We start from the raw sequence: 20,561 nt of genomic DNA on the forward strand, positions 1-20,561 counted from the left end.
AATTAACTGCTCCCGTGGTTATAGCTGCCGTCATAGTTGACGGTGTTGTTGTAGCGAATCGCGACAGACTGGTATTCCAGGCTGGCAAGGTGACAGCGGGCCGGGGCGAACGCAGCGAGGGTCTGTCGCAACAGCGCCGCCTGGTCGTTAGTGATGGGCTGCCGGAGGATAACGCGGTAAACTGCCCATGCCTCGGCGTCACCGTGGACATAGTTACCGTTGTACGTGTGTCTGCCGTCGTAGCCGATTTGACCGGTCCCCTCAATCAGGTCGACCTCGCCAAAACCAAAGCGGCGGATGATTTCCCTGATTGACCACGGCGTCCCCTTGTAGCGGTGCAGCTCGATGGCCGATTTAATCAGAGCGCGTCGCACGTCATCCGCTTCCGCCAGCTCCCAGCCATCACCGAACAGCGAGAACTGCTCACCCAGCCACGGCAGCGCGGAGCTGTCGACGATATCCACCAGGTAGATCATCAGGGCTTCCAGGTTAATGTTGTCCAGCCGCCCGGCCAGTCTGCCCAGCGTTCTGAGGCTGATATCCCCCTCAAGCGGCGGCGGAAGCAGCAGCGGCTCAGCCATCGGCAACCCCCGTCATGGTGATGTTGATGGAGGTACAGTTGGCCCATTCGTTTTCCGCCACCACAACCAGCGCCAGTCCGGGTAGTTCAACCTGATACACCCCATCAACGGACAGCACGGCGTTAATCTGCCCCGGCACGATATCCAGCCCCAGCTTTGCCCGACGGGCCGCCACCCAGCGCTGAATGGCATTATTAGCGGCGTCTTTTATCGAATTGACGTCCTGACCGCGATAAACCGTGATGCGGGCGTCGATGGCGTAGTCCACCTGGACGGGCTTTCTGGCATGAACGGTATCGGTGAGCGGTCGGACTTTCTCATCCGAGCAAAAGCTCTCGACCAGCGTGAGAATGCTGTCGTCCGGCAGGCCGGTACTGAGCAGCGGATACAGCTCAACGGTACCGGGCACCGGGGAGAGAACGGCGACGTCGACAATGCTGGGATGTGCCCCCATGGCATGAAAACGGTATGCGCCACGGCTACCGGCGTTGGTGAAGGACTCCGGGGCCAGCCTGATGCGCTCACGCAGCCGGTCATTATCTTCCTGCTCTGAGCCGCCAGAACTGGCGGACAGGTTGGTGACCTGCAGGTCGACGTTGTCAATCTCATCGAGCAGCTGGCTGACCTGAGCAGGCTGCCAGCCGTTACCGGCATCACCGGGTTCGGTACAGGTCGCCGTGACGTTGACCAGCAGCAGACCCGCCTTCAGCACCACATCCGTGTCGGTGGCGAAAATAACGCTGTCGGAGGCGCTGACACGGGTGCCTGCCGGTATCAGCACATCCACCACCATCGCTTCGTCGACAGAGAACTGGAGAGGAGTGGATGCAGGCTGCGCGGCAAGACGGTACACGCCAACCAGCTCACCGAGGTAATCAATCATCGGCTCACGGGAAAAGGCGACCAGATTCTGCTTTGCCGCCTCCTGCACTGCCACCCTGACCAGCATTTCCCGGTAGGCCCACAGGTCAATCAGCAGACGTTCGGCCTGTGCCGGATACAGCGTCTTGCCGGTGTCAGTCTCATACTTCGCAATCATTTCTGCCGTGATTTTGTCGGCATCGCGTTCAATAAAATCGGGTTCTGTCAGCGCCATAGCAGTTCCTGAGTCCGGGGTTGTCCATCCGAGCCTTTCCAGCTCACCAGGAGCGTAAGATGTTCACCGTCAACGGCGGGTTTAACCGACGTCAGCTGGCAGCGAGGCTCCCAGCGACGAATGGCATCGACGGACTCGCGCACGACGTGCGGAATGGCACGCTCAACGGGCCAGTCGATATAAAGGTGCAGATTGCTGCCGAACTCCGGGCGGTGCGGGTCGCTGCCGCGAGGAGTGCGCAGAATGATTTGAATGGCCTGCCAGATATCATCCAGCCCCTGGACAATTTCGCCGGGGGCCTGCAGGGCCGGTTGCCAGAATACTGAGGTCGTTTTCATGGGGGCAGTATTGCCCCCGGAAGGAATTGCCGATATTAAAGGCGTTTAAGAAGGTTCAGTGGGAGTGGTGGTTAGAGTTTGCGCCATCAGACAGCATGCTGCCGGTGGAGTGGGCATTCCCTTCAATCTCAATGTTGCCCTTAATCGTCGCGGTGGCACCTTCACCGCCAGAGCCAGCCATGCCTCCCTCGTAAGTTAGCTTACCCCTGACAAGAAGGTCCCCAGTCATTTCGGTCTGTGGCGCATCAATCGTGGCTTTCTGCGTTTTCACGAGCACGTCAGCACTACACTCAATCACAAGATGCTCGATTCCACCCTTAATGGTGAGAGTATGGGTGCCCCGGTGGTAGCTGAACTCGGCCCTGTCGCTGAATGTTGTCCCGCGAACGTCCTTGTCGCTGAACGAGGGTTTATCAACTGCTGAATAGACCGCGCCGAGGATCACGCCATCTTCGCCATTTTCGTCCAGCAGCACCTTGACCTGCTCTCCCACATCCGGGAGCCAGTAGTCTTTGTTGTTCTGGGTGTTGCGCTGCAGGACGTCCAGCCAGTTGGTGCGCATGTTGTCGCACTCGGGCAGCCGGACGCGGGCTTTCACGCCATCAGCATCGACAGCGCTGATTGTACCGGTCTGCAGGGTTACGCCTGTCATTTTTTCTTCTCCTTTATTACCGTGGATGTGCTGCCGTCAGGCTTGTAGACGGTGAGCGTCTGGGTTTTGCCGGTTTTGTTACCTTTCTTTGCCTTACCCCGCGTCACCGGCCCCCGTGCCACGTCCAGTTCGGTCACGTAGCCGCTGCTGCGGTCGAGGGTATGGCGGGCGGTGGTTATCAGCCACGGCCCGGACAGCTGACCAAATCCAGACAGCTCAATTTTATTACCCGCTATCAGCTGGGACGCTCCCATCAGGGTCAGAGAGCCGCTCTGCTGATATTCATTGTGCCGGGCCAGCGCGGAATCTGCCTTGATGCGGGCGCTGTCCGGGTCACTGACGCGGCTGTTGACCTGAAGACGGTCGGCGCTGGTGACCTTGCCACCTTTGGTTTGCTTGCTGCTCTCACTGGTGCCGCCGTCAGCCTCATACACAATCAGCTTTTTCGTGCTGCTCTTCTGGTGCTTGACCCTGGCGGATTTGTAGACCCGATTGATGGTATCGCGCAACGAGTAGCGGGCCACGTCCTGTGGCTTCAGCTGCTTAACCGGCTCCTGGCTGCGAAGTGTGGCCAGATGCGAAAATATCAGCTGGTCGCTGACAATCTTCACCGCATAGCCGTACTCGCTGGCGAGTCGGTGCAGAAAGGCCACGTCGGTCTCGGCGTACTGCGTCACCCGGTCAATTTTGATGGCCTCGATACTGCCCACCAGTTTCAGTTGATGCTTTTTGGCAATGCGCCCGGCGATGGCCGCCAGCGTGGTACTTTCAAAGCCCCGGTTTGATTTCGTCCGCAATGCGCTGTTGACCGAGGTGGCCACGCCCCGGATGGAGACCACGGATGCGGGCGAACTGACCTCTATCTCGTCGATGGAGAAGGTACCGCAGGCCAGTAGCTTCTCCCCCCGGTAGCCCACCTTCAGGGTCAGCGTGTCGCCTTTGCCCGGATACCACGCATCCAGCCAGCGACCGTCGGTATCATCCAGCTCCACCTCGATGGTGTCGGACTCATTTTTGATGTTATCGCTGTACGTAATGCGGGTGACGTAAGGGGTAATATCGCTGGTGATATTCTTTTTCAGGTACCACAGGGTGAACACCGGCGACAACACGTCGCTGACGCCTGTAAGGGCAGACGATGCCTGCGTGCTGCTTACCTCAGCCATGGCGGGGTATCCTCTTCTGATGTGGCTTCTTCAGCCTCAATCACCGGGATAAGCAACAGCAGCCCGGAGGGAAGCACCGGCGTGATGGCTACGTGCGGATTAGCGGCAATAATCCGGGGGTAGCCCATCGGGTCGCCGTAGTACTGCCATGCAAGCGCATCCCAGCGCTCCCCGTTACGGGTGACATGTTTAAGGAACATCAGACACTCCTCGCCATAATTCTGGCTGCCATGGTGCTTAACCCTGGTGACATGCGGGTAAAGGTGGTACTGGCGGAGTTCAGCTGGCCGGAAACCGCATCCAGCGCCGCCGCAATATTGCTACCGTCGACGCCGTTCAGCGAAGACTGCGCCTGCTGAACATACGAAGCGGCCTCACTGGTGGCCCGAGCCAGACTGACGGCCTCCGGCATGGACTCGGCCAGCGCATTAAACGCCGGGATACTGCTCCCCAGCGACCCGGAGATATTCCCCAGCCCGCTCATCATACCCGGCACGCGGGTCAGTGCGACGGTAGGGTTATCCTTCATTTTCTCCGCAATCCGCACCGCGCTCATGGTGGTCTGGAGCATCGACTGTGCCTGCTTTGCATAGTTGACGCCGTCCCGGACGTACTGCGCCACGCCTGAAGGCGACGGAACCGCAGAAGACACCGCGCCGATGCCCGGCACCTGCGTGCGGATGGCGGGCGGCTTCAGCGGGTTTTTAGGGTCGCCGATGTACTCCCGGAGCGATGCGGTAGCGTTGACCGCCAGCACGTTGCCGGTGCTGTCGGTCTGTTCGCTGGTCGCGGTCACGTCGGTTATCACAAACCAGCCGCGATAGTCACCGTTGCCAAAGACCAGCGCCAGCGCCTGATGGGCCTTCATCGCCGTTCTGAGGCGGGCCAGTTCGACGTCGGGCACGCAATAGTGCTGGTGAAAGACCAGGCTTATCTGGATTTCGTCCAGCTTGTCGCCGATGAACTGCAGGCCGGGCTTCCCTTCGATGCGGGGATGCTCGGCATAATCGACGCCGAACGTCGCCTCGAAGCCGTCCCAGTAGGTAATCAGCTCAAACTCAATATCGCCCAGAACCGCAAACATCAGCTGTACCTCCGGCGTTGTTGCTGGGCCAGCAGGCGCTCCAGCATTTTCTCCAGCTCGTGCACGCTCATATTCAGCGCACCGGTTAACCCGGCGGGCGTCGACGTCTCTTTACCGTTAAGGTAGAACTGGGGGTTAAAATCCACATGAATGCCGCCAGCCGCTCCGCTACCGGCTGCAGCACTGGCTCCACGCCCGCCATATCCTGCGGCCATAATCTCTGGTGACGGAAGGCGGGGGACGTCCGGGGTCATCTCTTCGGCCAGCCGCTGTCCGGCCAGCGCCGCAAGCGGAGTGGTTCGCTGCAGGCCAATGGCGGCACCCTGCGCGATATTGTCACCGAAGCCCATAAACACCCGACTCGGCGAATGGATGCCCAGTTTTTCTTTAAACCAGCCGCCGACGCTGTCGCCCATGTCGGTGACGGTGGTTTTGAGCGAGTCCCACTTGTTTTTGATGCCGTTAATCAGCCCGTCGATGAGGTTACTGCCGAAGTCGGTAAACTTTGCGGGCAGGTCAACGCCCAGATATTTCATAGCTGCAGCGAAAGCTTTGTACAGCAGGCCAACCGGCGACCAGTTCATCAGCAGCTTGCCAATCCCCACAATACCGCCGTTAAACGCCGTTTTAATGTCTGCCCAGCGCTGTTTAAACCAGCCGCTGACCGCTCCCCAGTTGCGGTAAATAAGGTAAGCCGCCACGGCAACAGCGGTGATGGCCAGACCGATAGGGTTCATCATCAGCGCCCGCCCCATCCAGAGAACAGCCCGTCCGACGAGCATGATGCCGCGAACAAGGCTGCCAGCCAGTACACGCCCCAGCGTTCCGGCTCCTTTAGCGACCGTACTGAAGCCGGTCACCAGCCAGCGGAGCTTACCACCTTCCCCCAGCGACAGCGTCAGACGTAGCCAGTTGGCACGCAGCAAAATGGCATTTTTCCAGACGTTCACAAAGGGGGAAATCAGCAGGTTCAGCCCCAGCTTGAGACCGATGGTGGCCATCTTAAACGCGAGCAGCGCACCGACCACTTTGATGGTACCGCTGACGAGCTGTGGGTTAGCTGCGATCCACTTGCCGACGCTGTCCATTAATGGGATGAACGTTTCACCCAACTGAATCAATGCCGGACGCAGTGACTCACCAATACTGATGGCCGCCTCGTTAAAACCTACCTGTGTTCTACGCCAACGAGCTTCAAGTGTGTCGTTTTGCTTCGTAAAATCAGTACTCAACGTATTTTGAGCTGAGGGGCTTTTCATTTCCTGCTTGTTGGAGAGGTACTTGTCCCAACCTTGGCGCATTGACAAAAGGTGATTTACCGTCTGAATATCTGTGAACACCTCTGCAAGCCCGAAAGACTCCATCAGCTTTTGCTGACCCTCCTGATCGCCTGAGTCCTTTGCACTATTCCATTGTTGTAAAAATGCCTTGCCCTTACCATCGATAAAGCGGTTAGCAATCATTAAAGATGCTTCATATTGGGAGAATCCCTGAGCAACGTAAGATTGCATCGACTTCTGATAATCAACCCCAGCTTTCCCATATTTCTGAATGGTGTCACCACGCCCCATAGCGGCCAGCCAGTTGGACATATTAGTAACGGCTTCTTCAGAAGAGCCGCTACCTTTTCCCACCTCAAGGCTGGAGACAATCTGCATAATCGCTTCTTTTCCAGTGATTCCACGGGCTGCAAAAGCTTTTGTCATCCCCGGTAGAGCTTTTGCCATGTCTTTCAGTTCAAACGAGCCGAGCTTCGCACCTGTCGCTGCCATCCCAAATGCCTGTTCCAACTCTTTCGCATCGGTAATTTTGAGAGCATCGCTGAAGGCATAGGTCATTTTTGCCAGGTCAGTCATATCTGCTTTCGTGGCGGTGGCTGCTTTGCCCAGCATCCCGGCAAATGTTGCCGCCTGTTCCGGGGCCATACCATCAGCAACCAGTTGGCCGACACCGCCCATCAGGGACTCCTGTAGCTGGTTAACTTTCAGCGAAGCCTGCCTGATAGCCAGACCGATTGCCCTTTCCTGCTTCGCATCCAGATCGCCGGTCACGCTGATATCGCGCAGTTGAGACTCAAACGAGGCATATTGTTTGACGGATGCCATGACGGGAGCACCCAGTGTTCGACCGATAGCGTAGGTTTCTGCTCCCTGACCATAGAGCGCCATCCGGTTGGCTTTTAGGGCATCACTGGTGGCAGTGGCCGCAGACAGACGGCGTTGCTGGCGCTCAACTTGCTCCATCGTTCGGCTGACACGCAGCAGGTCAGTGTTGAGGCGCTGCATCCGAGAAGAACCCAACTGGCCATAACGTTCTGTTGCACGTGTTAAGGCGTTCTGGCGTTCCTGCAGACGGCGGGAGGTATCATTAAGGGAGTCAAGCGCACGACGGGTGCCGCTCATCGCAGAGCGGAAAGTGCTGCCAATCATCCCGCCGATAACAACGCCGACTGAAAACTGACCCGACATAGTGGTTAACCTCTGGGGTGAATGAAAATATGTGGGGGATAATGCAGAACAGCCACCACTGGCGGCTGCTCATACTAGGATTTGTCGCCGTACTCGCTGGCGATCTGTTCTTCAGCCTGTTCCAGCCACATTTCCAGATCGTCAATATCGAGAGCGTCAATTTCCCCCGGCTGGAACCGGAACCACCTCGCCAGCAGCCCCTGCGCCTTTGTCATCGTCTCCGGGCTTCTTGCCCACCCCTGTGATTTTCTGAAATCGGGTTTGCAGCTCCAGATAATCAGCAAGGTCCATATTGTCCAGGTCTTCCGTTGGGAAACCAGTACTACGGGCAATCAGGGTTTCATCCCAGTCAGCCGGGTCTTTTGAGGTTTTTCGAACCAGCTTCAGGTCCTTAACGGTCAGACGCTTGAGTTCAATGCGCTCAATGCGCGTCCCGGCAGCGGTCGTGAATGGATATTTCGGAATGAATACTTCGGGTTGTACCTGTGACATGTTCATGCTCCTGTGTGGTTTCAGAGCAGTATGTCCAGTTGAGGGGAGAGCGGATATTAAAGGGGGTTAAGAAGAAAGGGAGCCTTGCGGCCCCCTGAAAAATGACTACCCGCCAATATTGATGCGGTAATCGGTCAACTGGTCAACGCCGCCGACGCGGAAGATGTTGGCCAGATAATCCAGCTCCAGCAGCTCTTCGCCATCCATCACCTGTTTGATGTACGTGCAGGTGAAGGCGCTGGAGAACTCCGCATTCTCATGCTGTTTGAAGGTACCCAGCGGGTTCTTCTTGAACATGATGGTCAGGAACGTCACCAGCGGCACTTCATCGATCAGGCCCTGAGAGCTGTAGCGCTGAACGCTGGAGCGGCACTGCAGCGCCAGCGACTTATACGGGTTAGCGGCAGACAGCATCGCATCGCGGTAGAAGCTGTTCCACTTAATCTCACCCTCCAGCTTATCGAAGCCTGCCGGGAGTTCTACCTTGCCCACCATCCCCAGCGCTTTATGCTCCTGCATGGTCATGGAGACGTCAGGAAGTTTGACCTCCTCGGCCCGACCCAGCAGGTTAGCGCCATCCAGATAGATGTTGGCATTGGTGATGCGGTTGATCTCAATCTTTGACATCAGCTATTCCCCTTCAGGGTTAACAGGTATTCCGAGGTGATCTCGGTCTCAAACGTCAGTCGCTCCAGCGGCGGCGGTGGCGTGTATTTGTAGCTCAGCAACAGGTGACCGGCGGCAAGCTCCGTCTCTTCGTTACGGGCGGGATCAAACCAGCATTTAAAGCCGAGCAGCGCACCGTCGCCAATCATCTTGCGCCCGTAGGCGTTGACCGACTCCGTCAGCGCATCAATCAGCGCCTGGGTGATGGGCATATCGATGTACTGCTGGCTGAAGTAGCGCAGAGACTCGTTGATCACATCACCGGTACGCCTGACGTTCTCAAAGTTGCGCATATGCGTGACCGTTGGCCATGCTGCCGTCCGGTTGCCCCACAGGCGCAGGCCGCTGCCGTAGCTGCTGAAGACCGTCGTGATGCCCTGTTCGTTGAGCAGGTTCACCTCGCTCTGCGGGTCGTCAATCATCGCCGACAGCTGGCGCTCCACGCCGGTGATGCCCAGCAGTTCCTGGTTGGAGGACGACCACCAGTAGCCCTTGTCCAGGTCGACTTTGGCACGCAAGCCCGCAGCACGCTGGCTCAGCGGCTCCAGCCGTTCGCTGTTGGTGACCGCGTCATACACCTTAACGTGCGGATAGCACAGGCGGACACGGTCGGAGCTGGTGTTAAAGTTGATGGTACCCGCCGGGCCACGACCCGTCAGCGCCTGCGCGAAGGTGGTACCAACCGGCGCGTCGATGTAGGTCACCGCGCCCAGCTTTTCAGCCATGGCGATAAGCTCCACCGAGACGCTGTTCTGGGTACAGAACACCGGGGCAATCAGGATTTTGGCAAAGTAGCCGAACAGGTTGAAGCTGTCGTTCAGCAGCTTCATGCCGGTGCGGTTGCCCGCCGCGTTAACGGCACCGATGATATCCGCTGCCGTGACCTTCGTCGGGTCGGCATAGTTGTAACTGGCTTTCGCTTTGGCACCCGGCGCGATGCTTTTACCGAGGTTTGTCAGCACGCCTGTCTGCGCATCGAGCGCATAGTCCTCACCTTCAGCGTAAGGCTGACCGTCGCCATCAGGTTTCAGCACCAGCTGTGCGACGACAGGGTGAGCGAGCGTGGCTTTGCCGGTGGCCTTGTCGAACGTCACCACTTCATCGGCCACGGCGGTTTTATGGGTGTCTGGATCAAGGACGTTAATCACCAGCACCGTGCCTGCGCCGTGGTCATAGATAGCGTCCAGCGCCTGCGGGATGGTGAAGCCGGTAAGCTGGCTGCCAAACGCAGCGGCATCCTTCTCGGACAGGCACTGTACCAGGGTGTTAATGCTCCCCATGGGGGCGGTACCAATCAACCCGATAACGGCAGATTTTACCGTTTTGACCGGGCGGGCACCGTTCTCCACCTCAATGGTTTCAACGCCGTGCAGGTAGTTAGCTGACATGGGTGTCCTCCGCTTTCGTGTCCGTGTCGTTACCGCTGCGGCGTTTTACCGGGATAGTCTCCGGTGGGCTGGCGGGCGGCGTCTCTTCGTCTACCGGGGTCAGATGTTTCAGCGCCACCAGTACCTTCACATAGTCATGCTCCTCCGGCAGGGGAATGGTCTTCCCCGGCCAGAGCAGGACTTCAGTTCCGTCCGACAGCGTTACGCCGCTGGCCGGGCCGGAATAGCGATAATTTTTCGTCGCTTGTGCTTTCATCACTCGCGCTCCTCATAGTTCACTTCGGTTAACAGCGGGCCGGACGGTAAGTCGCTGTCCTCGATAAAGACGCTCTCCGTCGCAAAGTCGAGCGTGTACTGCCACAGCCCCTTAACTTCCCCGATAAAGACTTCACGGGTCAGCCAGATACGACGGCGGCAGTTCGGCGGGGTGTATCCACCGAGGATGCGGCGCACCACGTCCAGCACATCCACCGCCCCCTGCTTACCGTTAAGCTGACGAAAGACCACGGTGACACAGAGCTGGATAGTCTGGGACTGGATCACCGCGCCAATATCGTTGGGTTTGTCGAAGCGCGACCCGGCGTAGCTCACCAGCAGTGCTCCCTTCGGATGGTTCAGGCGGTATTCCGCCGGTTTCTCCGGGAAATACTCCACCGCCAGCGTCGGGAGCTTCTCTCTAAGGCGGGCCACCACGGCATCAATAACGGGCAGAACGTTCATCAGTACTTCTCCAGTAAGCCGTCGCGCCCGCCGAAGGTGGGGCGGCGTGACCGTGCCCGGATTTCTCCGGACTCCGGTACATCCTTCTGAGTGGACTGCAGCCCCAGCGTGAGCTTCCCGTCGCGAATGGCCTCCAGCTGTCGGCGGGCCTCCTTATTGTCATCCTTGACGGTATCCGGTGTGGCCCCTTCCGGGCGACGGACGTACAGACGGTAACGGGTCAGCGTGATGGCAATATCCCGCAGAACGGTCGGTACCTCCGCCAGCGGCAGGGTATAGCGCCCGCGCAGGTGGGCATCTATCAGTTCACCGGCGTAGCGAATGCAGCTCTCCACCACGGTCGCGTTGACCGGCGGCTGCTCATCAAAGCCCACCGACTCATTGGTCAGCTCGATGAGCGTCCGTTCCGGCACCTGCTCCAGCAAATCCGCCAGGGTGCAGTACATGTCACACCCCGCGCAGAATGCGGATGGCATCACCGGCAGCCAGCGCGTCATCCAGCGCGATCCCGGCGGAAATCCCTGCCGGGGTCTCACCGGCGGCGGGAACCTGAGGAACGGCGCAGGCGTTCGCATCCGACTGGACGTTCTGCCCTTTGGTCACTGCCGCACCGGCCTCTACGACAATGATGCCGAGAACGTTCACCGGCACGACATCACCGGCAGCGGCATCCACCTCCGCCACGCCGAGCGCCACCGCTCCGGCCTGACAGGGGGCGTTATCGGCCCCGACAAAGCGTTGCTGCGTCAGGGCGGCCAGCGCCGTCACGGACGTGGTCAGAATGACCTGTTGAGTTGCACCCATGGTCCTCTCCTTATTTCACGATGTTGCTGATGAGATACCCGGCATCGCCACCGACGACGGCAACTTTGTAGATATCGGTATAACGGCAGTAATTCACCTTGCCGCCCACACCCTGATATTTATCCGCGACCGGCATCCCCTTACGGCGCAGGGTATAGCCGAACGACGGCTCGTTTTCGTCCGCGCTGTCGGTACCCGGCTGCGGTTTACCGACGTAGTGCAGCATCAGGTTGTCGGTCCAGATATCGGACGGGGTCTTGTCCTTATCCTGCGCATCTTTCATGGAGGTCATGGACACCGGCTCGCCGATAACCACGTCTTCCAGCTGGAAAAGGTCTTTCAGAATTTCGAGGGTGATCCGCTTGCGCTCGTTGGCGCCAATCGCCGCCTGAATCGCCGGGTGGAACTTCAGCAGCGACATGACGCTGGCCCCCATGGTCATCAGGTTCGGACGCAGGCCCGTTTTGTTACGCACTGCCTCGATACCGGCTTCAATGACCCCAATCGGGTCACCTTTGCCACCGACCCAGCGTTCGGCAGCGGCCAGCGCCTTGACGTTCTCTTTGGTGTAGACCTTCGGGTCCTGAGCCAGTCGGGCGGCATACAGCTCGCGACGCAGGTTGACGCCGCTGGTGACGCGGCGGATGGCCTTGGCCTCTTCGTTGAACATCGACTCCGCCTGCTCACGGTAGTCCACCGGCGCGGCCAGATCGTGCTCGTTGAGAACCAGATCCAGTTTGCCGGTCTTCTCACGGACCAGGATGTTGCTGTCAGCCCCCACGGCACGCTCGGTGTCGTACTCCACAAAGGCCGACTTACCGAAGGTCGGTACGCTCACCCCTTCTTTATCGGTCAGTACGATGGGGAAGATGTGCTCGCCGACAAAGGCGGCATTTTTATAACCGCGTGCGATGCTGGTCAGCACCGGATCAACGACGCGTTTACCCTTTAAATAATCAGACATGCTCTCTCCTCAATTACAGGCAGCGTGAGACAGCAGCGTCGTAGCTGATGCCTTCTTTTTTCGACAGGTCCAGCGCTTTCTGATGCAGCGCCAGACGCTCAGGGTCGGCCTCAGCAAACTCTGCTGAAGTCGTTTTGATATCCGTGTCCACGCGGTCCTTGGTGGCGTGCTCACCGAAACTCAGCACCGGAGCAGCGCCGTCCAGCAGCGACTTAAACGCCGTGGCCAGCGGGGTGCGGGTATCGCCTTCGGCGAACTCAACCGGCTCGTCGCCACCGGCTACCGCATCAAGAATGGCCACCACTACCGGCTTTGCTGCCGGGGTCAGACGGCCAGTGCCGACCAGTGTCTCGGCAAAGGAGACGTTGTCCGCATGGAGCGTATCCAGCTTGCTCTTCGCTTCCAGCTCGGCACGCTGGGTCGCTTCCGCTTTCAGACGGGTGTTTTCCGCCTGCAGCGCGTTGATTTCGTCTTCGGTCATTGCGTTACTCTCTTTTTGAGGGGATGGATTACGTTCACTGAAATCGGGGGTTTTGACGGCATCATCGCGGTAAGCCTCATCACGCAGTGAATCCAGCTGCCACGACGGGATGATTTTGTCGGTCTCATCGATCCCGAACCGGGCGATCAGAAAATCACGCAGACGACCCCATAAAGAGGCGTTGGTGATATCACTCCAGTCGGCAAACTCCACGACGCCTTCCTCTTTCTCACCAAACGAGACCTGCTTCAGCCCCTTAATGGAAGGCGGCTGCGCCCCCAGAAAGCCAACATGGCGCAGGTAAAGCGTGCCGGGCTTCGGGTTGTTCGGTGAGTCCGGGAGATAGAACGAGGCGGAAACCTTCTTGAAGCGCCCGTTGCCCACCATTTCGGCAAACTGCGGGTCGAGCTGTTCAGGCTCTGCCAGCAGGTCAGCGCCGCTGAGCGACAGGGACTTCACCCAGCCCCACGCCGGGTCTTCGGTTTTCGGGTGACCAATGACGAGAGGAGCTTCGTGGACGGATGGATCGTAGGCTTTGACGCAGGCGGCAAGGTCGCTCTGCGTGAACGGCAGTTTCGTGCCGTGCATATCGGTATGGGTACCGGCTTTAAAAATATGAATGGCTGACATTTTGCTGTCCCGCGTTACGTTGTCGGAGACAGTCTGCGGAAAAGCACGCAATGGCGCTTTTAATCTGCTTTAGAAAAAACTGGGGGAGAGAAGTATGGCGAAGGGAAACAGGGATGATTAAAGCGGTAAACGAGGGGGCTGTAAACCTTTATAAAGGTTCCGGAGCGGGTAATGCGGTAAATCACCCGCCCCAGAGGGTTAAATTCAACGGTGGGCCGCTGATTCAAGATGCCGGACAATCGTATCCAGAACCGAGGTTTCGGCTTCCGGCTGCAGCTCACCGTCGCCGGTTAGCGGCAGATAAGGGCGGGCTTCCAGCTCAACGGAATGATTACGCCCGGCCTCGCCACCGAACTGGTGAATCGGGCCATACACTTTGTTGGTGCCGAGCATCGCGTGGCTGGCATCATAATCAGTGGAAATGCTCCCCTTCAGGCCACCGGCATTCCCCTTGTCCTGCAGGGTCATGCCATCCCGCTCCTGCGCGGCCAGCGAGGGAGTCCAGGCCGGGCGGCCTTCATCTTCGAAGTTCAGCAACGTTTCCGTCAGCAGAGTTCCGGCGATTTTACGCATCGCGGGCGAGAGGTCCGTCACCGCCAGCTCCAGCGCACGAAGGCTCTGGCGAAGGGATTTATCGTTAATGGTGATTGTGACCAGGTTGTCTGAAGCCATCGTTATCCTCTCAGTTCCTGCTGTGCCAGTGGTTTGAGCGTGCCCTGATACCGGGCAAGGTCAGGACGGTACGCCGCACCCGGTGCGTATGACCAGCCGACGTCGGTGGCAACCTTCGTGGTGCCGGTGTTGAAGGTGGCGACGTTCTGCATTTCGCCCGTCTTCTCTGACACCAACTTCAGCTCCCACCCCATGGCGGAGCCTGAGTTCGTCACCTTCAGACCACGGGCGCGAACCTCGGCGGCGCTCAGGGCAATGACCCCACAGCGGCAGCGCCAGCCGTTCGGCGGGTAGAACGCCTGCCAGAACGGGTCGTCATAGCGAAGCACTAGGTTGTGAAGTAGCAGATGCGCCTTGCGGGTATGGCTGTCGTTGATGCCGGTATACATCCAGTACGGTCTGTCGTCGACGTTCTCCATCTGCTCCGCCCAGCGCCCGGCGCTGTAGAGGACAGACATATTGGTGCGAAAGATGGTATCGAGCCGCCACGGGCTGCCCTGCTGGATGGTGACTGGCTCGCCCGTTACCGGGTCGGTGGTATCACGCGGCCCCCACCATCCCTTGCGCTGCAGCTCCGGCTCCAGCTGCTGGCGGAACCAGCGGTCAGTCTTACCCTCATCCAGCGCCTGCTGCAGGGCGCTTCGGATATCTTCCAGAATATCCAGCCGGGTCACTTTAGCGACGGTAAAGGCGCGGGCGTGGGCTTCCTGCCACATCTCCTCCCAGTCCCATGTGAAGCTATACCCTTTGGACTTCAGATAGCTGATGGCCCGTTTAGGCGGTAGCGTCATGCAGTAGGCTAGCTCAGTCGTGGTTACGCTCATGCAGACGCCCCCAGATGCCAGCAACAAACAGGATGCGGGCCAGCCGTTCCTGCAGGTCATCCGCATTCATCTGCGGGTACAGTTCGGCCAGCTCTCCCAGCAGCTCAGACGGGTTTACACCATCCTTCACCTGCGTAAAGAGCGGCTCCAGCACCGGCGCAAGCACGCCGTTTAACGTGCCACCGTTCATCAGAATATCCAGCGCGTCATCAAGGTCCTGCTGGGCCTGTATATCGGCATCAATCGCCTCGGCGAAAGACAACGGCAGCGCATTCTTCTGGTGCTCAGACGGGGGCGTCTCGTCGATATCCCCGTCCTGCAGCTGGTACTCGCGCTTCCAGTATTGTGGCAGGAAGGCCACACCGGCGCGGCTGAGTTTCTCGTCACGGGTGGCCTGCGTATCGTCGACCGTGCCCTGTTCCCACATCTTCCAGACGGGGCTGGCCACGTCGCCGAAGTTCATCGAGACCGCCATTTTGATGGCCTGATTCACCGCGCTTACCACGATATCGGCATCAGCGTCCCGGATATCATCGGTGACCTCCAGCCCTACCATGGCAGACGCGCGGTTGCTGTTGGCTTCGGTGGTCTGGTTCTGCCCCAGCAGCGCGATGGAAATCTCACTGCGGGCAAGCGTTATCAGGTCTTTATAAATATCGCTGCTGTCAGCCTTGCCTGCGGCCTCTTTGATTTCAATTGACGAATCATCGGGGATAGCGGCCACCGCGTCTTCGACCATCGACTCCATGGAATCCAGCAGCAGGTCAATCTCGCCCTGCGCCGTCCCGCGCGGATGCTTACCAATGACCCACGGTGAGCCGTACTTCTCAGCAAAGCGTACCCAGAACTTCATGCCGCCTTTTTTGAAGGTGACGGGCCAGAAGCACATGGACAGGTCCGGGAAGCCATACGGGTTGTCGTAGGTCGCATCCTGTCGGGGGACCACAAACTTATTCAGCGGCAGGGCTTCACCTTCCAGCCCGGTATCTCTGGCCCGAAAGCGCAGCAGGTTGTTGCTGTCGAACTGGAACCACTCCGGGGGCTTGCCCACGATATCGTCGAGGGTCCACGACTTCACCGAACGGCCCCACATGAGTTCACAGGGTTGGTACCCGTAGAGCACGGCGTCGGTCATCTCGCCGATGATGCGGGAAATATCGAGATCGTCCAGCATATCCCGGATGAAGCTGAACACCCGCGCCGGGGCGTGACCACGCTCAAGACCTCGCTCCAGCGACCGGACCGCCGCCTTGCGCCTGCGGATACAGCCGCCGACCAGCGGGTCGGTACGCAGTTCGCGATAGATGCGGATATCCCGCCCCTGAGACTTGAGGATAGGGTCCGGGTTGGGCAGATACATACCCAGCCCAAAGAAATCGATGGAGCGGCTGCGCGAGGCAATCTGCTCCGTCAGCGTTTTATCGGGTTCGGCAAAAGAGACAAACTCAGTCGGGGAAACCCAGATTCCACGGGCCATCAGTAATCCTCCAGCATCCGGGCCGCCTGACGACGACGGCGTGAGCTTGCCTTCACCGGCCCTTTGTTAATTTCACGGCTGGCAAAGTACGCCAGCGCCAGCGAGACCGCCGAGTCCCCGTGGCGTTTGCCACTGTCGGACTTTGCCTTAGACCGCTGCTCCGGCACGCGGGGGACACCGTTCACGACCTGCACGGCCCGCAGGTCGTCCAGCGTGTCTTCATCCTTCGGTAAATCCACCAGGTTACCGTCCTCCAGCGCGGCCTTGACCGGCGGCATATGTTCCCGGTACCAGCCCTCGGTGGGCATGACCTGCTTAACACGGCTGGAGCCGTAGCGCTGCATGGCATACTCCGCCAGATAGGAGCCGTTGCCACGGGCGTCCAGCGCCGCCCCCATCAGGTTGGGCAGACCGTCCATCAGGTACCAGGTGATTTGCTCCTGCTGTTTAAACGGCACGTTACGCAGCTCCATCACGAACGGCACGCGCCGTACCAGGTTCTTTTGCTGCAGCAGGGGATAGTCCACCGACAGGTCACCGCTGCGGCCAAAGTCACGCCCTAAAAACGAGCGGGCATCCGCAGGCAGCGCTTCCAGCAGCGGCTTCAGATTCTCCTCCAGCCAGTCCTGCGTCTCGCTCCACCGCACCTCGTCGGACAGCAGTTCATAGCCCTCCGGGCAGGTCAGGCGCAGCACCGGCGTTTCAGCCGACATTCGTGACTCAATCAGGGCACGTGAGAGCCATGCTCCGCCACCGTTCGCCGGAACACAGTCAAGCTCTTCAGAAGCACCGGTCCCGTAAAACTTGTACACCGACGCCATCCAGGCATCTTCCGCCTCCTGTGACCATACCTTTCCGGTACGCAGGCAGACGCGGCGGAACAGCCCCTCCGCGACGGCCTCCTTGAACGGGATGCGCTGCACGCTGCCGCCCTGACGCCCGGCCCGGATATCGCCGATAAGCGTATTGAACGGGTTATCATCGCCGTCATGGGTGGAGATAACGCGCACCTTGCCGCCCCAGATAAGCATCGCCAGCGCCGCTTTCAGCAGTTCGTCCAGTTGCTCGTGGAACGCAGCCTCGTCGATAACGATGATGCCCTGACGACCACGCAGGTTAGACGGACGGCTGGAGAGCGCGACAACGCGAAAGCCGGAGTCGGGAAACTTGATGGTGTAGGTCTTGATGTGCTTGTCGTCTTCGTCCTCTTCCCAGAAGCCTTCCTCGATTTCACTGGCGGCATAGTTGAACATACGCGCCCACATCGCACAGGCCTGAATGTATTCGACGGTCATGTCCTGGTTGTAGGCGATGTAATAGACGTTCATGCCACCGGCTGTCACCGCTGATGCCGCCGTCAGGACGTTATCGGACGCCTCGGCCCAGGTGATACCGGTACGGCGGCTCTTCTCGATAATCTTGAGCGGAGAGGTATCAGCCACCCAGCGCTGCTGGTAGGGCATCAGTACGACGGGAACGTCGGAGGCTGAGGTGTCGGGTACCACTGGCGGTAATGGATTCACGATGCGATCCCCAGAATTTCGCGGCGTATGGCCTGAGCCGCTTCATGTGACAGACCGCCCTTGCGGGCAATTTTCTCGGCATTGCTGGCTGCCTGCTGCGCTCTGGCGCGGACTTCGGTCTGGAATTTCTTCAGGTTGACCGAGGCGCGGGACAGCGTGGCCACGTTCTTTGCGACCTTGGACAGCAGCGCCACGCGCTCTTTGGGGTCGATTTCTTCTTCGTCCTCCTGCAGCAGGACAATACTCTCGAACAGCTCGGTCTGAATCAGGGCAATCACCGCCTCAGAGCGTGCATCCTGATCGTCTGCGGCTCCCTCGGTCAGCATCCGGGCCGCTTCGGTGGCCGCGCGGATGGCACCATAGCGGCGCTCAATCTTCTGACCATAGCGATGGATAGCCGATTTGCTGATGACGTATCCCCGATCGCGCAGCAGGGTCTCCAGTTCGGTATACCCGCTGAAGCCGGACTCGTTCAGCGCCCGCTCAAGCCAGCGGCGCACGTCTTCCGGCAGCTTGTCTATCGTGCTGCGTCTGGCCATCATTCACTCCAGTATTTTTCCGGACGGGCGATGCCGGGGCCGCATTCCACGGTATATTCCACGAGGTCAACGCCGAGGCGGGTCAGGTCGGCAAACCAGTCGCCGGAGGGCCTCTTCTCAAGCTCAACCATTTTGCGGTCAGACAGGTAGTCCAGCTCACGACGCAGCTCAAGCGAGGTGGTGTCGGGATAAATCGCGCGGGCCACGTCCAGCAGCAGCGTTTCGCTGGCGGTGTACGGGCGGGTTTTATTCAGCGCGACCAGCAGGCTCCAGCGCAGGGATTCCCGGCGCACGCGGGCGATATCAACCATGTTTACCTCCGGTAATACGGTACTGTTGTACCACTTCCAGTTTGTTATAAAGCGCGTCCAGCTTGGCCTCAATGACCGTCTGACCACGGATATAGTCCTCACGACGGACGTAGTTCAGCGGTAAGTCCGCCTTAAACCGCATGAACTCTTTCTCCAGCTCACCCCAGTTGGAGGCGGACTGCTGCAGCGACTGCTCCAGCGAGGAAAACCGCGCCGCCTGTCGTTCTTCTGCTTTACTGAAAAGCCACTTGGCCATCCCTCCGACAAAGCTCATGAAGGTGATGAGGAAGCCCACCACCGTCCAGAATTCAACCTGCAGCGTCATTTCTGTAATCCTTCTCGTTCGTCCAGCAGCCCGTTTATCTGGCTTCGCCAGACCCGGCACTGTTTTGCGTTGTCGATGATGTTGGCAAGGACGTCGCGCTGGCTGACGCCTGAGTCGCGTAGCCTGGCGTCAGCGGCTTCAGGTTGCCGGGACGCTTCGCCAGCGCCGGTGCCAGCGGTGGCAGATGTTCCTGAAGGACCGGCGTCGACGGAGGCGTTGTCGTAACCGAGCGCGGCGTTGTACTGGCGCACGAAGCCGCGAGTAAACACGCAGTTAATGGGATGGCTCTTGCCTTTTTCATCAATCCAGCGCTGTGTGACATCGTTAATCTGCCCCTGTAGTTGTTGGTTCTGGCTCTCAAGCAGAGCGATTTGCTCAAGGTAGCTGGCCTCGGCCTGATGGCCTGCGGCAACCTGCTCCTGATAACGCTTCGCCCATGCCCGGAGCGCGGCGTTCTCAAGGGTTGTCTGTTCGGTTTTGTACGCATCAAACGCCGACTGCAGCCGACTGAGCGCCGCGTCACCGTCGCGTTTTGCGTCTTCAGTACCGTCGTGATAGCCCCAGCGGTTCAGCCCATAAAGCGCACCCACCAGGACAAGCGCCAGCACCATGCCGCGCCACGGTAGTCTTTTAACCAGGTTCCACACAGCTGCTGCCTCCCCATGTGAGATAACGGGGGGCCAGCTCCCGCAGGATGCGCTGCGGGTAATGGCGGTTCTCACGCCAGCTGGCGGCGCTGCGTCCGGCATTCACCGTCTCGACATGACCAAACCAGCGGGCGCTGTCCAGCCCCTTCTGTGATGCAAGGCGCTTGTCACGCTGCACCCAGCCTAAGCCTCCGTTATAGCCCGACAGCGCCATGGCCATGCGTTCGCAGCTGTCGGTGGCGCTGACGCGCTGCCACAGCCAGCGGTCATAGCTGACCAGCGCCCGGATGGCCCATGCCGGGTTAAACGGCTCACGGTTGTTAAGCTCAGGCACCATCTGGCTTATCCAGTCGGCGGTGGCGGGCATAAACTGCGCCAGACCCTGAGCGCCAACCGGTGAGACCGCATCGGGCCGCCAGCCGCTTTCCTGATGCAGCTGCGCGGCGAAGTCCGCCACCGGCGCTGACATTCCCCACTCAAGTCGGGCATTGCGGATCACATCACTGCGATACTGCTGCGCGGCCTGCGGAGGCTGGGCCGCACTGGCCTGACTGAAAAAACCGCCGCACCAGAGCAGCCAGGCAATCACCAGGTTGCCAGCGAGCTGCCACCAGAAGCTGTATTTATCGTTGCGTGGTTCGCCATGCCTGATGGCCGTTACGCCCAGCCCGAAGGCGAGCAGGATGATGAGAGTGATTTGAGGCCAGTTCATG

General features: G+C 59.2%; 27 protein-coding genes. All 27 read right to left on the bottom strand.

Annotation, left to right across the window (positions count from 1 at the left end):
- Positions 1 to 2: 2 nt before the first annotated feature.
- Positions 3 to 581, bottom strand: coding sequence for a phage tail protein I (locus tag L6R44_RS02610; protein ID WP_237423144.1), 579 nt, complete (start codon positions 579 to 581; stop codon positions 3 to 5).
- Entirely contained in the window at positions 574 to 1,677 is a 1,104-nt protein-coding gene (locus L6R44_RS02615) for a baseplate assembly protein (protein ID WP_237423145.1), read from the bottom strand. The genes L6R44_RS02610 and L6R44_RS02615 overlap by 8 nt, the downstream gene beginning before the upstream one ends.
- Entirely contained in the window at positions 1,668 to 2,015 is a 348-nt protein-coding gene (locus L6R44_RS02620; RefSeq protein WP_237423146.1) for a GPW/gp25 family protein, read from the bottom strand. Before L6R44_RS02620 ends, L6R44_RS02615 begins: the two co-directional genes overlap by 10 nt.
- Positions 2,016 to 2,070: 55 nt before the next feature.
- Positions 2,071 to 2,667 (bottom strand): phage baseplate assembly protein V, encoded by a 597-nt coding sequence (locus L6R44_RS02625; RefSeq protein WP_237423147.1) that lies wholly within the window; start codon positions 2,665 to 2,667, stop codon positions 2,071 to 2,073.
- Positions 2,664 to 3,833 carry a phage late control D family protein gene (locus L6R44_RS02630; protein ID WP_237423148.1) on the bottom strand — a complete coding sequence of 390 codons (1,170 nt, stop codon included), beginning with the start codon at positions 3,831 to 3,833 and terminating at the stop codon, positions 2,664 to 2,666. Before L6R44_RS02630 ends, L6R44_RS02625 begins: the two co-directional genes overlap by 4 nt.
- Positions 3,821 to 4,033: a tail protein X gene (locus L6R44_RS02635; protein WP_237423149.1), complete on the bottom strand. Its 213-nt coding sequence runs from the start codon at positions 4,031 to 4,033 to the stop codon at positions 3,821 to 3,823. The genes L6R44_RS02630 and L6R44_RS02635 overlap by 13 nt, the downstream gene beginning before the upstream one ends.
- Entirely contained in the window at positions 4,033 to 4,917 is an 885-nt protein-coding gene (locus L6R44_RS02640; protein ID WP_237423150.1) for a phage tail protein, read from the bottom strand. The genes L6R44_RS02635 and L6R44_RS02640 overlap by 1 nt, the downstream gene beginning before the upstream one ends.
- Positions 4,917 to 7,385, bottom strand: a complete 2,469-nt coding sequence (locus L6R44_RS02645) for a phage tail tape measure protein (RefSeq protein ID WP_237423151.1) — start codon at positions 7,383 to 7,385, stop codon at positions 4,917 to 4,919. The genes L6R44_RS02640 and L6R44_RS02645 overlap by 1 nt, the downstream gene beginning before the upstream one ends.
- 74 nt (positions 7,386 to 7,459) lie before the next feature.
- The gene (locus L6R44_RS02650; protein ID WP_114683004.1) at positions 7,460 to 7,600 is read right to left on the bottom strand and encodes a GpE family phage tail protein; all 141 of its coding nucleotides are present in this window, start codon (positions 7,598 to 7,600) and stop codon (positions 7,460 to 7,462) included.
- The gene (locus L6R44_RS02655) at positions 7,542 to 7,877 is read right to left on the bottom strand and encodes a phage tail assembly protein (protein ID WP_237423152.1); all 336 of its coding nucleotides are present in this window, start codon (positions 7,875 to 7,877) and stop codon (positions 7,542 to 7,544) included. Before L6R44_RS02655 ends, L6R44_RS02650 begins: the two co-directional genes overlap by 59 nt.
- Before the next feature lie 105 nt (positions 7,878 to 7,982).
- Positions 7,983 to 8,507: a phage major tail tube protein gene (locus L6R44_RS02660; RefSeq protein WP_237423291.1), complete on the bottom strand. Its 525-nt coding sequence runs from the start codon at positions 8,505 to 8,507 to the stop codon at positions 7,983 to 7,985.
- Positions 8,504 to 9,931 carry a phage tail sheath subtilisin-like domain-containing protein gene (locus L6R44_RS02665; RefSeq protein ID WP_237423153.1) on the bottom strand — a complete coding sequence of 476 codons (1,428 nt, stop codon included), beginning with the start codon at positions 9,929 to 9,931 and terminating at the stop codon, positions 8,504 to 8,506. Before L6R44_RS02665 ends, L6R44_RS02660 begins: the two co-directional genes overlap by 4 nt.
- Positions 9,921 to 10,187 carry a hypothetical protein gene (locus L6R44_RS02670; protein WP_237423292.1) on the bottom strand — a complete coding sequence of 89 codons (267 nt, stop codon included), beginning with the start codon at positions 10,185 to 10,187 and terminating at the stop codon, positions 9,921 to 9,923. Before L6R44_RS02670 ends, L6R44_RS02665 begins: the two co-directional genes overlap by 11 nt.
- Positions 10,187 to 10,651 (bottom strand): Gp37 family protein, encoded by a 465-nt coding sequence (locus L6R44_RS02675; protein WP_237423154.1) that lies wholly within the window; start codon positions 10,649 to 10,651, stop codon positions 10,187 to 10,189. Before L6R44_RS02675 ends, L6R44_RS02670 begins: the two co-directional genes overlap by 1 nt.
- Positions 10,651 to 11,097, bottom strand: a complete 447-nt coding sequence (locus L6R44_RS02680) for a gp436 family protein (RefSeq protein ID WP_182315882.1) — start codon at positions 11,095 to 11,097, stop codon at positions 10,651 to 10,653. The genes L6R44_RS02675 and L6R44_RS02680 overlap by 1 nt, the downstream gene beginning before the upstream one ends.
- Before the next feature lies 1 nt (position 11,098).
- Positions 11,099 to 11,455 carry a DUF2190 family protein gene (locus tag L6R44_RS02685; RefSeq protein ID WP_237423155.1) on the bottom strand — a complete coding sequence of 119 codons (357 nt, stop codon included), beginning with the start codon at positions 11,453 to 11,455 and terminating at the stop codon, positions 11,099 to 11,101.
- Positions 11,456 to 11,465: 10 nt separating this feature from the next.
- Positions 11,466 to 12,419, bottom strand: a complete 954-nt coding sequence (locus L6R44_RS02690; RefSeq protein WP_237423156.1) for a major capsid protein — start codon at positions 12,417 to 12,419, stop codon at positions 11,466 to 11,468.
- Between the two features lie 13 nt (positions 12,420 to 12,432).
- A complete protein-coding gene (locus L6R44_RS02695) occupies positions 12,433 to 13,530 on the bottom strand; it encodes a peptidase (protein ID WP_237423157.1) in 1,098 nt (365 codons plus the stop codon).
- Between the two features lie 204 nt (positions 13,531 to 13,734).
- Positions 13,735 to 14,202, bottom strand: a complete 468-nt coding sequence (locus L6R44_RS02700; RefSeq protein ID WP_237423158.1) for a phage virion morphogenesis protein — start codon at positions 14,200 to 14,202, stop codon at positions 13,735 to 13,737.
- A 2-nt stretch (positions 14,203 to 14,204) separates the two neighbouring features.
- The gene (locus tag L6R44_RS02705; protein ID WP_237423159.1) at positions 14,205 to 15,026 is read right to left on the bottom strand and encodes a phage head morphogenesis protein; all 822 of its coding nucleotides are present in this window, start codon (positions 15,024 to 15,026) and stop codon (positions 14,205 to 14,207) included.
- Entirely contained in the window at positions 15,007 to 16,503 is a 1,497-nt protein-coding gene (locus tag L6R44_RS02710) for a phage portal protein family protein (RefSeq protein WP_237423160.1), read from the bottom strand. The genes L6R44_RS02705 and L6R44_RS02710 overlap by 20 nt, the downstream gene beginning before the upstream one ends.
- Complete coding sequence (locus tag L6R44_RS02715) at positions 16,503 to 18,026, bottom strand: hypothetical protein (RefSeq protein ID WP_237423161.1); 1,524 nt, start codon at positions 18,024 to 18,026, stop codon at positions 16,503 to 16,505. The genes L6R44_RS02710 and L6R44_RS02715 overlap by 1 nt, the downstream gene beginning before the upstream one ends.
- The gene (locus tag L6R44_RS02720) at positions 18,023 to 18,565 is read right to left on the bottom strand and encodes a DUF3486 family protein (RefSeq protein WP_115454734.1); all 543 of its coding nucleotides are present in this window, start codon (positions 18,563 to 18,565) and stop codon (positions 18,023 to 18,025) included. The genes L6R44_RS02715 and L6R44_RS02720 overlap by 4 nt, the downstream gene beginning before the upstream one ends.
- Positions 18,565 to 18,876, bottom strand: a complete 312-nt coding sequence (locus L6R44_RS02725) for a hypothetical protein (RefSeq protein ID WP_182315779.1) — start codon at positions 18,874 to 18,876, stop codon at positions 18,565 to 18,567. The genes L6R44_RS02720 and L6R44_RS02725 overlap by 1 nt, the downstream gene beginning before the upstream one ends.
- Positions 18,869 to 19,201: a hypothetical protein gene (locus L6R44_RS02730; RefSeq protein ID WP_182315781.1), complete on the bottom strand. Its 333-nt coding sequence runs from the start codon at positions 19,199 to 19,201 to the stop codon at positions 18,869 to 18,871. The genes L6R44_RS02725 and L6R44_RS02730 overlap by 8 nt, the downstream gene beginning before the upstream one ends.
- Entirely contained in the window at positions 19,198 to 19,848 is a 651-nt protein-coding gene (locus tag L6R44_RS02735; RefSeq protein WP_237423162.1) for a hypothetical protein, read from the bottom strand. The genes L6R44_RS02730 and L6R44_RS02735 overlap by 4 nt, the downstream gene beginning before the upstream one ends.
- On the bottom strand, positions 19,832 to 20,560 hold the full coding sequence (locus L6R44_RS02740) for a transglycosylase SLT domain-containing protein (protein WP_237423163.1): 729 nt from the start codon (positions 20,558 to 20,560) through the stop codon (positions 19,832 to 19,834). The genes L6R44_RS02735 and L6R44_RS02740 overlap by 17 nt, the downstream gene beginning before the upstream one ends.
- Position 20,561: the final 1 nt, after the last annotated feature.

This window comes from Enterobacter cloacae complex sp. ECC445, assembly GCF_021892025.1.
Lineage (GTDB): Bacteria > Pseudomonadota > Gammaproteobacteria > Enterobacterales > Enterobacteriaceae > Enterobacter > Enterobacter chengduensis.